The 12,614-nt window shown below is 35.6% G+C and carries 12 protein-coding genes; 4 read left to right on the forward strand and 8 right to left on the reverse strand.

Translation table 11 applies throughout. The features are described from left to right. Nucleotides 1–225: 225 nt before the first annotated feature. Nucleotides 226–867: a copper homeostasis protein CutC gene (locus J7E16_RS09510; protein ID WP_214891164.1), complete on the forward strand. Its 642-nt coding sequence runs from the start codon at nt 226–228 to the stop codon at nt 865–867. A 59-nt stretch (nt 868–926) separates the two neighbouring features. Here J7E16_RS09510 and thrB read toward each other — a convergent pair whose 3' ends face one another. The 4 genes from thrB to J7E16_RS09530 all read right to left on the reverse strand — a co-directional run bounded on the left by thrB (nt 927) and on the right by J7E16_RS09530 (nt 4,591). Next, nucleotides 927–1,793 (reverse strand): homoserine kinase, encoded by an 867-nt coding sequence (gene thrB, locus J7E16_RS09515; RefSeq protein WP_214891166.1) that lies wholly within the window; start codon nt 1,791–1,793, stop codon nt 927–929. Next, on the reverse strand, nt 1,790–2,848 hold the full coding sequence (gene thrC / locus J7E16_RS09520; RefSeq protein ID WP_214891168.1) for a threonine synthase: 1,059 nt from the start codon (nt 2,846–2,848) through the stop codon (nt 1,790–1,792). Before thrC ends, thrB begins: the two co-directional genes overlap by 4 nt. Then, the gene (locus tag J7E16_RS09525) at nt 2,848–4,137 is read right to left on the reverse strand and encodes a homoserine dehydrogenase (RefSeq protein ID WP_214891170.1); all 1,290 of its coding nucleotides are present in this window, start codon (nt 4,135–4,137) and stop codon (nt 2,848–2,850) included. Before J7E16_RS09525 ends, thrC begins: the two co-directional genes overlap by 1 nt. 220 nt (nt 4,138–4,357) lie before the next feature. Continuing rightward, entirely contained in the window at nt 4,358–4,591 is a 234-nt protein-coding gene (locus J7E16_RS09530) for a YkuJ family protein (RefSeq protein ID WP_034548155.1), read from the reverse strand. A 176-nt stretch (nt 4,592–4,767) separates the two neighbouring features. Here J7E16_RS09530 and J7E16_RS09535 point away from each other — a divergent pair, with 176 nt between their 5' ends. Further along, complete coding sequence (locus tag J7E16_RS09535) at nt 4,768–5,949, forward strand: pyridoxal phosphate-dependent aminotransferase (RefSeq protein ID WP_214891172.1); 1,182 nt, start codon at nt 4,768–4,770, stop codon at nt 5,947–5,949. Between the two features lie 66 nt (nt 5,950–6,015). Here the strand turns inward: J7E16_RS09535 and J7E16_RS09540 are convergent, their stop codons facing one another. The 4 genes from J7E16_RS09540 to ykzS all read right to left on the reverse strand — a co-directional run bounded on the left by J7E16_RS09540 (nt 6,016) and on the right by ykzS (nt 9,370). Continuing rightward, a complete protein-coding gene (locus tag J7E16_RS09540) occupies nt 6,016–6,900 on the reverse strand; it encodes an NAD(P)-dependent oxidoreductase (RefSeq protein ID WP_214891174.1) in 885 nt (294 codons plus the stop codon). A gap of 127 nt (nt 6,901–7,027) precedes the next feature. Continuing rightward, nucleotides 7,028–8,749, reverse strand: a complete 1,722-nt coding sequence (gene ptsP, locus J7E16_RS09545) for a phosphoenolpyruvate--protein phosphotransferase (protein ID WP_214891176.1) — start codon at nt 8,747–8,749, stop codon at nt 7,028–7,030. Beyond that, complete coding sequence (locus tag J7E16_RS09550; protein ID WP_034548148.1) at nt 8,749–9,015, reverse strand: phosphocarrier protein HPr; 267 nt, start codon at nt 9,013–9,015, stop codon at nt 8,749–8,751. The genes ptsP and J7E16_RS09550 overlap by 1 nt, the downstream gene beginning before the upstream one ends. A 163-nt stretch (nt 9,016–9,178) precedes the next feature. After that, nucleotides 9,179–9,370, reverse strand: coding sequence for a protein YkzS (gene ykzS / locus J7E16_RS09555; RefSeq protein WP_214891178.1), 192 nt, complete (start codon nt 9,368–9,370; stop codon nt 9,179–9,181). Between the two features lie 199 nt (nt 9,371–9,569). On the opposite strand from ykzS, the gene J7E16_RS09560 reads away from it, so the two are divergent. Both J7E16_RS09560 and J7E16_RS09565 read left to right on the forward strand, forming a co-directional pair. Further along, nucleotides 9,570–11,813: an ATP-dependent Clp protease ATP-binding subunit gene (locus J7E16_RS09560; protein WP_214891180.1), complete on the forward strand. Its 2,244-nt coding sequence runs from the start codon at nt 9,570–9,572 to the stop codon at nt 11,811–11,813. A 352-nt stretch (nt 11,814–12,165) separates the two neighbouring features. After that, complete coding sequence (locus J7E16_RS09565) at nt 12,166–12,447, forward strand: DUF1827 family protein (protein WP_214891182.1); 282 nt, start codon at nt 12,166–12,168, stop codon at nt 12,445–12,447. The last annotated feature ends 167 nt before the right edge of the window (nt 12,448–12,614 follow it).

Raw genomic sequence — 12,614 nt, forward strand, 5'->3', positions numbered from 1 at the left:
ATGAAAAAAATCGTTGCTGTCCAATTATTTTAAAAATAATAAACATTTCATTTAGTATTTCTGCTCTATTATAGCGAAGACATTCTTTAGATTCAATTATCTTACGAATTTCATAGAACTATTTAGTGTTTTTTTGCTATACTACTTAGTGTTGAACTGGTAAATATAAATTTCAACCAGTAGATTTACAATTAGCTTATAAACCATTAAAAGGAGTTTTTCATTATGTATTTAAAAGAAGTCTGTATAGAAAATTATAGCTCTCTTCCTAAAGCAATTGCACAAGGAGCAACTAGAATAGAAATATGTAATTACTTGGTAAGTGGGGGAACAACTGTCAGCAAAGGTGTCATGCATGAAGCGGCTGCTTATTGCGCTGAAAAAATGATACCGTTAATGGCTATGATTCGTCCTCGTTCAGGTAATTTCATCTATAATGACAGTGAATTGAAAATTATGGGTTATGACATTATTGAAGCTCGTAATTTGGGATTAGATGGGATCGTGTTGGGTTGTTTAACAGATGACCATTTAATTGACGAAGATGCAATCGAACAATTATTAGAAGAAGCTTATGGATTACAGACCACTTTTCATATGGCTTTTGATGCCATCCCAGTTGAAAAGCAGTTTGAAGCAATCGATTGGTTGGCAGGACATGGTGTGCAAAGAATTTTAACTCATGGCGGGGATTTAAGTTTGCCAATTGAAGAAACGCTTCCACATCTCAAAGAGTTGGTTGATTATGCAAAAGATCGTATTCTTATTCTTCCAGGCGGGGGCATCACTAATGAAAATGCAGATGATATCCATCACTACTTAGGCGTTTCAGAACTACATGGTTCAAAAATTGTCGGTGAGCTTTGAAGGCACGTCTAACACAACTAAAAATAGAGTTGGAACTTTTGTTCCGACTCTATTTTTAGTTATGTTTGTACTCTCATACCTTCTCGGTCAACACTAAACTGTTTCACCTCAGCATCTGAGAAGGAGTTTTTTAATAATTGTTCTATTTGTTTTAATTTTAGATAAGGAACTAAAATCAAAACAGTTGATCCAGCTCCGCTTAAAAAAGTAGCATACGCTCCATTTTTTTTGGCTAAATTACGAATTTGAGACAAATGAGGCACCAAATTTTCGCGGTAGATCTCATGCCATAAATCATTTTCCATCATTTCACCTGCTAAATTCAAGTCATTAGCTAAAACAGCTGAAATCATAACATTACTGATAGAACTAGCTTGAACAGCTTGTGGATAATCCAAAATTTCAGGCAATACATCGCGGCTTTCTTTTGTCAATAATTCATGGTTTGGAATAACGGCTAATACACCTGTATCCGGAAAGACTTGTTTCACCGTAAAAACGGTATTGTTGATCATGGTTGCTACAACAAAGTCTCCCAGTATAGCCGGCGCTGCATTATCTGGGTGTCCTTCTAAAGTAGATGCTATAGTCACTTTTTCTTTGTCACTTAATTTCAATCCAGCTAATTGGTTAGCCATTTCTATCCCTGCGATAATTGCAGCCGAACTACTGCCTAATCCACGCGTTGCTGGTATCTCGCTTTCCATCCACAATTCTCGAGGATGAATAGCCGGAGCAAGCGAAAGAGCAGTCTGAACAATAAGATTCGTTTCGTCACTCGGAATGTTTTCACCTAGGGTATGATGAATCACCCAACTTTCAATTTCGTCTCCTATTTCTAATGTTAAATAGAGGTTTAGTGCTAATCCGCATGAGTCAAACCCAGGACCTAAGTTTGAAGTCGTTCCTGGCACAATTATTTTCATGGTTTTTTAACACCTGCTTGCAAATGTTTCTTCATATCCTCTAAATCATCCATTTTTGAAATAGGAATACTAGTTACTTCAAGAGCTGTATCTGGATCTTTCAATCCATTACCCGTAAATACACAGACAACCGTTTCACCTTTTTTTATAGCTCCACTTTTGACGTCTTTGATCACCCCTGCTAATGAAGCCGCTGACCCTGGTTCAATAAATACACCATCCATCATTGCTACTTTTTGATAAGCCTGAATGATCTCATCATCTGTAACAAAATCTATTTTTCCTCTGGACTCATCTCGAGCTTTTTCAGCTAATTTCCAACTGGCTGGATTGCCTATTCTTATAGCTGTTGCGATCGTTTCAGGAGATTCAATAATTTTACCATGAACAATAGCAGCTGCGCCCTCTGCCTCGTAGCCATGCATCTTTGGCAACCCTGTTTGATTCAATTCATCCCATTCTTTGAAGCCTTTCCAATAAGCCGTAATATTCCCGGCATTCCCGACTGGGATAGCTAACACATCTGGAGCTTTTCCGAGATCTTCACACACTTCAAAGGCAGCAGTCTTTTGTCCTTCAATTCTATAAGGGTTTACTGAATTAACTAAAGTAACAGCTTCTGTTTCAGCTAACTTTCTTACTGATTTTAAAGCTTGATCAAAATTACCTTGTATAGAAATGATGTCGGCCCCATACATAACAGCTTGAGCCAACTTACCCAAAGCAATTTTTCCATCTGGAATGACAACATACGCTTTTAACCCAGCTCGTGCAGCGTATGCTGCAGCTGCAGCACTAGTATTTCCAGTAGATGCACAAATAATTGCTTTTGCCCCTGCTTCTTTTGCTTTAGCCACTGCCATAACCATTCCACGATCTTTAAATGAACCAGTGGGGTTCAACCCCTCGTATTTCCCATATAGTATGATACCAAGCTCATTTGAAAGATTTGTCAATGGGATCAAAGGTGTATTTCCTTCATACAGCGAAATCATAGGCGTTTTATCTGTTATCGGCAACAGCTTTTTATATTTTTCAAGTAATCCTTGATACATTATTTTCCCTCCATCACTTTAAAACAAACAAGTAAATTCATTTCATTTACCTCTTTAAGTGCACTCACCATTTCTTTTTGTTGTGCTTTATTTATTTTGTGGGTCACGATCACTACTTTCGCCATATAACTTGAAAGTGGTTGTTGAATAATTTGATCAAAACCAATATCAAATTGGCTAAATAATTTTGTTAATGCTAAAAATTGTCCTGTTTTATCTTGCATCTCAATAGCAATATAATATTTATTGTTCACTTCTGTATCCCTTGCAAGTTTCGTTTCATGTTGATAAGAACTAAATACATTGCCACTTGTACCTAACCGGATATTTTTAGCTACTGTAATAACATCGCTGACAACACTGTTTGCAGTTGGCAATTCACCGGCTCCAGGTCCATAATACATTGTTTCTCCAACTGCAGCCCCTACTACAAAAATAGCATTATTCTCATTTTGGACACTTGCTAATGGATGATTGATCGGCACTAAAATCGGTCCTACATCTACACTGATTTTATTTTTTATTTGAATAGCTGATCCAATCAATTTGATTTTATAACCTAATTTATCGGCTATTTCAATCTCCTCTTGCTGAAGATCCCGAATTCCATTTGTTTCAATTTTATCTACTTCTACATTCATGCCAAAAGCTAAACGAGTTAGTATGACCATTTTACGCGCAGCATCTATACCGTCAACATCATTCGTCGGGTCACTCTCTGCAAAACCTAATTCCTGTGCTTCTTTTAAGGCCTGATCATAAGATTTTCCTTCATTTGTCATTTTTGATAAGATAAAATTTGTTGTACCATTCACAATACCAAAAACTTTTTGTATCTCATCAGAAGCTAAACTATCCACTATTGTGCGTAAAATCGGGATACCTCCAGCAACGCTAGCTTCATAGTAGAGATCGCATCGGTTTTCTTTTGCCAAGGCAACTAATTCATTTCCATGCAATGCCATTAAGTCCTTGTTTGCTGTAACAACATGTTTCCCAGCTATCAAGGCTTTTTCAATGTATTTTTTCGCATGATCAATACTGCCCATAACTTCGACAATAATATCGATTTCAGGATCATTCACAATCTCATCAGCATCAAGCGTTAATTCAATACCATCAGCAATTGTGCCACGATTTTTCAAAATATCGCGCACTAAAACTTTTTTTACTTTTAATGAAACGCCTGTCATTTGATTTAACTTTGGTTCATGATGTTTCAAGATGCGTAAAACACCGCTCCCAACTGTTCCGAAACCTAAAATGCCTATTTGCAATTGTTTTTCCATACTTTTTCCCCCTTCGGTATCTCTTAATTCATTTTTGTCATTGCTCTTTATATAAGTTCTCAGTATCTTTTCTCATTGATTTTTAACTATCGATATTATCAGTATAACGAATTTCAGGAAAAATACTAGTTTAAAAAATCAAAAAAGACGTATAGAAAAATTCTAAAAAGAATTTTTCTATACGTCTTTTTCAGACAAAATTTTACCATTAACGGCTATTTTAATCTTGAAATAATTCAAATATTTCCATAGCAACCAAGTCTACATCATCAAATTGATACACTTGTTGAGTAGCTGTTTCTAATAATTCAAATGTTTCAGTTTTTGCATCATACGTAATAATACAACGTTCGTTTCCTTCTTTTTCAAATCGACGAACTTGAACTTCACTTTCTGTATCTTCTAGCATAGCTTCCAATCGGCGAATAATTCCTACTAATTGTGAAGTTGTCATAGTTTCGTGCCCCTTTCAAACTTAACTCAATAATCATTCTACCAGAATTTTATATAAAAGACATTAAACTCACTCTATTTTCATAAAAAAATAATCTTTATCTAAAAAAACATTTTTTCATGAAAACTTATGTTAATATAATTGCAATATATATTTCAAAAGGGAGCGTAAAAGTTATGAATCCATTACTTGATCATTTTAACAGTCAAACGTACAAAATCGAAGTGTCAGATATTCGAAAATTTGACGAACGTGTTTCACCGATAAAAAATATCCTTAAACTAACTTTGGGTGAACCTGACTTCAATACTCCCAATCATATCAAATTAGCTGCTATTGAAGCAATCAACAACAATGAATCGCATTACACAGGTATGTCTGGTGATAGTCAATTGCGTGAAGCCGCTTCGGCTTTCATGCAAAAAAAATATACGGTTTCTTATGATCCAAAAAATGAAGTATTGGTGACTGTCGGAGCTACTGAGGCCATTTCTGCTTCTTTGCTGGCTATTTTAAATCCTGGTGATAAGATATTGGTTCCTTCACCAATTTTTCCTGGGTATGAACCATTGATCACGTTGAGTCAAGCAACGCCTATCTTCATTGATACTAGTGTCAACGGATTTGTATTGACTCCTGAGATGATAGAGGATGAACTAAAAAAACACGGAACGAGTGTAAAGGCTATTATTTTAAACTACCCAAATAATCCAACTGGTGTGACCTATACAAGAGCAGAGATCAAAGCTCTTGCTGAAACCATTAAAAAATACCCTTTATTTGTTATTAGTGATGAAATTTACAGTGAACTAACTTACGATGTTGAACATGTCTCTATTGCTGAATACTTAAGAGATCAAACTATCTTGATCAATGGACTTTCAAAATCACATGCTATGACCGGGTGGAGAATCGGCTTTATTTTTGCACCAAAAGAACTTACAGCACAAATTATCAAAGTACATCAATACCTTGTCACATGCGCTACTTCTATTTCTCAAAAAGCAGCTTTAGCAGCTTTGACCGTTGGAATAGACGATGCTCTTCCAATGAAAATAGAATACCATAAAAGAAGAGATTATCTTTTTGAAGAACTGACTCAATTAGGCTTTGAAGTTGCTCGTCCAAATGGAGCTTTTTATCTTTTTGCAAAAATCCCGCAAGAGTTTATACAAAATAGTATGGATTTTTGTATTGAGTTAGCTGAAAAAAATAAACTAGCATTGATACCCGGCTCCGCCTTCGGAAGTGCTGGCGAAGGTTATATCCGTATTAGTTATGCTGCTAGCATGGAAAAATTAGTGGAAGCTGTCAAACGATTGCGTAATTACACCCAAGAAAATAAACCTAATTTATAACACTATCCTTATATCTAAAAAGGCAGAGATGAAATTGAATCAATTTCATTTCTGCCTTTTTAGTTTTTATCTTGAACGTTTTCCTTCTGGCCACCATAATTTAATAATGGCTTGTGTCCCATCGTTTTCAAAACCATTTTGCGCTAAATCTTCATATAGCTGTTTAGCTAAACGAGTAGAGGCCAAATCTAAAGACATTTTTTCAGCTTCATCTAATGCAATTTTCAAGTCTTTAATAAAATGCTTAACAAAAAAACCAGCAGTGAAATCTTCTTTAATGATTCTTGGTGCATAGTTTGATAAAGACCAGTTTTGGGCACTACCTCCGCCAACCGTATCCAATACTTTTTCAAGATCTAAATTTGCAGCTTCTGCATAGACTAATAATTCTGCCATACCCATCATTGTCCCAGCAATCATAATTTGATTAGCCATTTTTGTGTGTTGTCCACTACCAGCTTCGCCTTGCAAGTTTACTTTAGCAGAAAATAATTCAAAAATAGGTTTTACTTTTTCATAAGTATTTACGTCTCCACCAACCATAACGGTTAAAGTTCCATTTTTAGCCCCTAAGTCTCCTCCAGAAACTGGAGCATCTAAAACCTCAATGCCTCTTTGTTGTGCTTCATTGTACAGTTTTTTAGCTAATGTAGGTGTACTGGTCGTCATATCTACCAAAATATGTTTCTCAGTGGCTGTTTTAAAGATGCCATTTTCACCAAAGTAACTTTCTTCAACATCTTTGGGATACCCTACAATAGTAAAAATAATTTCGCTCTTTTCAGTTACCTCAGCTGGTGAATCGGCCCAGTTTGCTCCTAAACGAATTAATTCGTCGGCCTTACTCTTTGTACGATTGTATACTGTTACTGTGTAGTCAGCTGTTAATAAGTGTTTAACGATAGAAAAACCCATTACTCCAGTTCCGATAAACCCGATAGTTTTTTTCATTAATGTCCTCTCCTCTTGTTCAATTTAACTCTAGTATATCAGTTCTTGCAAAGAGAGCGTAATTTATTTAGGGAAAAGTAGCAAAAAAAGAGCACAAGAATCAAATTGATTCTTGTGCTCCCTCTCTTTATTTAGTATACGTTTCAACAAGTTTTACTACTTCATCAGCTGTATCACAATCATTGATTGCTTTATCAGCTAATTCAGTCATTTTTTTCGTATCTAAACGTTTCATTAAACTACGTGTCTTAAGAATGCTTGAAGCACTCATAGAAAATTCGTCTAATCCCAGTCCTAGCAGAAGCGGTACAGCCGTTTGATCCCCAGCCATTTCTCCACACATACCAGTCCATTTTCCTTCTTTATGAGAAGCATCGATCACCGTTTTAATTAAACGCAAAATTGATGGGTTATATGGTTGGTAAAGATAAGAAACGCGTTCATTCATACGGTCAGCAGCCATAGTATATTGAATCAAATCGTTGGTACCAATACTGAAGAAATCTACTTCTTTAGCAAATTTATCTGCAATAACGGCAGCAGCAGGAATTTCGATCATGATACCAATTTCGATATCATCTGATACTTCAATACCTTCATTTACTAATTTAGCTTTCTCTTCTAAAAGCATTTCTTTAGCTTGACGGAACTCTTGTAAAGTTGCGATCATTGGGAACATAATACGTAACTGTCCGAAAACAGAGGCACGTAATAATGCACGCAATTGCGTTCTAAACATATCCGGTTTTGCTAAACAAATACGAATTGCACGGTAACCCAAGAATGGATTCATTTCATGTGGCAATGTTAGGTAAGGCAATTCTTTGTCTCCGCCAATATCCATTGTACGAACAACAACGCCTTTGCCTTCCATACCTTCTAAAACTTCTTTATAAGCTTCAAACTGAGCTTCTTCTGTAGGAAAATCAGGTGAATCCATATAAAGGAATTCTGTGCGGTATAGTCCAACAGCTTCACCGCCATTGTTTTTTACGCCTACTAAATCTTTAGGAGTACCAATATTTGCAGCTAGTTCGATGTGCTTTCCATCTGCTGTTAATGTTGGTTCATCTTTTAATTTATCCCATTCAACTTTTTGATCAGCGAAAGCTTTTGCTTTTGTTTCGTAAGTTTCAACATCTGTTGATTCAGGGTGAACGATTACATCGCCTTCTAAACCATCAATGATGATAAAATCGCCTTCTTTAACAAAAGAAGTGATTTCTTTCGTTCCTACAATTGCAGGAATTTCTAACGAACGAGCCATAATAGCTGAATGTGATGTACGTCCACCAATGTCTGTAACAAAGGCTTTCACAAATTGACGATTTAATTGAGCAGTGTCACTTGGTGTTAAGTCATGAGCAACCACAATCACTTCTTCATCGATCATTGAAGGATTAGGCAGTTTCACACCTAACAAGTGGCTTAATACTCGTTTAGTAACATCTTTGATATCAGCTGCACGTTCTTGCATGTAAGGGTTATCTTCCATGCCTTCAAACATCCCAATAAACATATCCGTTACTTCTTTTAATGCACTCTCTGCATTGACTTTATTATCATTAATAGAGCTTTCGATACTCCCGATTAATTCTGGATCAGATAGAACCATTAAATGAGCATCAAAAACTTGGGCTTCTTTTTCACCTAAAGATTCTGCTGCTTTAGATCGAATGATCTCAAGTTCTTTTGATGCTTCTTTTAATGCCGATTTTAAGCGGTTAATTTCTGAATCAGAGTTCTCAACTGAAATTTTGTTGAAAGTTAAATCGGGTTCAGTTAGTAAGTAAGCTTTTGCTACTGCAATACCATCACTTGCTGCGATCCCTTTTAATTTTTCAACCATTATTCAGCTAAACCTTCTTTCTTCATTGTTTCTTCGATTCCTGCAAGAGCTTCAGATTCGTCTGAACCATCAGCAGAGATAACTACGTCAGCACCTTGTCCAACACCTAAAGACATAACGCCCATGATTGATTTTAAGTTTACAGATTTACCTTTATATTCTAGGTTGATATCTGAACTAAATTTGCTTGCTGTTTGTACTAATAATGTTGCTGGACGTGCATGGATACCTGTTTCAGCTACTACGTGAAATTCGCGTTTTTCCATAATTAAAAAATCCCCTTTAATATATATTATTTTTGAGGACTCCATCCAGTTTCGACTGTCAATAATATTCTTTTCAGCAAAAACATTCGATATAGCCCTTACAACTTATAAGACTACCATTTTTTTTCTGTTTTAACAACTATTTTTTTCTAAATATTCTATGCTACTTTCCATTTGACCTATACCGATAAATAACATTTCCGTTATGCAGAGCCTCTCCGATAATAGATTCTTTCTCTTCATGATTGATCCAAATTTCTCGAAAAGTCATAAAATCTTTTTTTTCAATAGCCATTGTATCAATATCGCCTTTGATCAACTGTTTCAGTTGATTTTGTAATTCTTCTCTGGTCATTATTAAGACTTCCTTTACTAATGTTTTAACTAACTTGATTATGATCAGTTTAATTCAAAAAAACAAAAAATTATAGTACCAATTACTTGAAAGTCAAAAAAGGTCAGTGTATAATGATAATTAGAAAGGTCAGTAATGGTCAATCATTTGTTTAATTTTATTTGATTTACTAACCTACTAAATGAAAGGTTGTGTTTAAATGTTATGTCAAAATTGCAATCAACGTGAAGCAACTATCCATTTATACACCAATATGAATGGCCAAAAAGGTCAATTGGATGTTTGTCAAAATTGTTACCAACTTATAAAAGATGCTCAAAATCATGGCGAGATCAGAAATAATCGATCACCACAAGATCCTTTTGGTTTCGGTAATTTAGATCAAATTTTCCGTTCCATGCAAAATCCTCAAAATAACAACTCACAACAAAATAATTCAAGCGTCCCTCCCACTCAAAAGGGTTCTGGAGGTCAGCCGCCTATAAATAAAAAGCCTGGACTTTTAGGTGAATATGGAACGAATTTAACCGATTTAGCACGAACAGGGGCTATAGATCCAGTCATTGGACGCGATAAGGAAATTGAACGAGTGATTGAAATTCTAAATCGCCGGACTAAAAATAATCCTGTATTGACAGGTGAACCTGGTGTTGGTAAAACGGCAGTTGTTGAAGGTTTAGCACAAAAAATCGTTGATGGTGATGTGCCTCAAAAATTATTAAGTAAGGAAGTCATTCGGCTAGACGTTGCTTCCTTAGTTCAAGGAACGGGCATACGTGGTCAATTTGAAGAACGTATGAAACAATTAATGGATGAATTAAAGAAAAATCCACAAATTATTTTGTTTATTGATGAAGTCCACGAAATTGTTGGAGCCGGAAGTGCGGAAGGCAGTATGGATGCTGGCAATATGCTTAAACCAGCTCTTGCACGCGGTGAAATGCAAATGGTCGGGGCAACGACGTTAAAAGAGTACCGCACGATTGAAAAAGATGCTGCTTTGGAGCGCCGTATGCAGCCCGTACGTGTTAGTGAACCATCCGTTGAAGAAACTATTACTATTCTTCAAGGTCTCCAAAAAAAATACGAAGATTACCATCATGTTCATTACACGGATGAAGCTATTAAGAGCGCCGTTAGCTTATCTAACCGCTACATTCAAGATCGTTTTTTGCCCGACAAAGCGATTGACTTGTTAGATGAATCGGGTTCCAAAAAGAATTTAACGATACAAGTTGTTGATCCGAAACAATTGGAGGATAAAATTGCAGAAGCTGCTCAACAAAAACAACTAGCTTTACAACAAGAAGATTATGAAAAAGCGGCTTTTTATCGTGATCAGGCTAAAAAATTCTCTACCATGAGAGATCAACAAAATCCTGATTCAGATGAGCCTACAGTAACTGAGCAGGATATGATCGAAATTATTGAAATGAAGACAAATATTCCTGTAGGAGATTTAAAAGAAAAAGAGCAAACACAATTACGGAACTTAGGACAAGATCTTAAAAAACATGTTATTGGACAAGATGAAGCAATCGACAAAGTTTCCAGGGCAATACGCAGAAGCCGTGTTGGGTTCAATAATAAAAGCCGTCCAATTGGTTCTTTCCTTTTCATCGGCCCTACTGGTGTTGGGAAAACTGAATTAGCTAAACAACTAGCATTAGAGCTATTTGGGAACAAAGAAGCCTATATTCGATTTGATATGAGTGAATATATGGAAAAACACAGTGTTTCTAAATTAATTGGTTCTCCTCCTGGGTATATTGGCTATGAAGAAGCAGGTCAACTTACCGAAAAAGTTCGTCACAATCCTTACAGTATCATTTTATTAGATGAAGTTGAAAAGGCTCACCCTGATGTGTTGCATATGTTTCTACAAATTCTTGACGATGGCAGATTAACGGATGCCCAAGGCCGTACAGTTAGTTTTAAAGATACTATTATCATTATGACAAGCAATGCTGGTACGAGTGATGTAGAAGCTAGCGTAGGTTTTGGTGCCACCACTTCTGGCACACAAAAATCCATATTAAATCATTTAACGGATTACTTCAAACCAGAATTTATTAACCGTTTTGATGGAATCGTTGAATTCAATTCTCTTACAAAAGAAAACTTATTATTTATTGTCGATTTATTGATAAAGGATGTAAATGATATGCTCGAACATCAAGGTATAACAATCGAAGTAGAACCTTCTGCTAAAGAAAAACTAGTCGAATTAGGCTATGATCCAAAATTAGGCGCGCGTCCTTTGCGACGTGTTATTCAAGAACAAATTGAAGATCGAATTGCAGATTTCTATCTTGATTACCCTTCTGTAAAAGAATTGATTGCAAAAACAAACGTTGAAGGGAACATTGTTGTAGAGGCAAAAGAAATTATCTCAGCAGAATCTCCTACTGGATCAAAGGAAGAACCCGATACCGAAAATTAAATTTCAAACTATAGAGACAGCACTCCAATAAAGATAAAAAGAGCTTGATGGAGTGCTATCTTCTTGGCAAATCACTGAACTAATGACTAGATTATTTTGGTCACTACTTCTCTTAAAATAAACTTATCCTAAATAATAATATTCAGTATAGTTATGCGTACCATTTGAACTATTTCACTCAGTTTTGGCTGAAACATATCTGTCATAATAAATTGTTGCTGCTTTAAATTACCTTTATTTTTCTTATCGTTTTCACTTAAGTAAGTGCCGGGCAGTTGAAATGCTTTGAATTGTTCCGTTTTTAATTATATAATGTATGTAACCTAACCGGTATAAAAAGAGGTGAAAGATTATGAAACTAATAGATGTTACGAATAATCATTCTGATCTTGTGATGGAACAACTAGAGAATACTGATGCAAATTTTGTGAAAGTTTTTTCTTTAGGTCCAACAACAATTATCTATTCAGGTGCTGCAACACATAAAGATGTTCTTTTACTAAATAAAAACCGTAATATAAAGAATGCGGAAATCAGTTTTGTATTAGAAAGTATCCTTGAAGCAACTTTAGAAAATGTTGATATTCTACATGCTCCACATATTGTTGAACTTTCTGTACCTAATGAAGACTGACTTTTATAGTGAACAACTTTATTTCAAGTGATTTTCCCAAAAAAACATCTTTCCTTTTAATTAATGACGGTTTGTCAAATTAAGTGCAACACCTTTTCCATAAACGCTTCGTATGCTGTTTTCCAGTCCAGGCATTTTCTTGGCCGATTATTAATCAAGCAAAGAGC

This window comes from Carnobacterium sp. ISL-102, assembly GCF_018612935.1.
In the GTDB taxonomy this organism is placed as follows: Bacteria; Bacillota; Bacilli; order Lactobacillales; family Carnobacteriaceae; genus Carnobacterium_B; species Carnobacterium_B alterfunditum.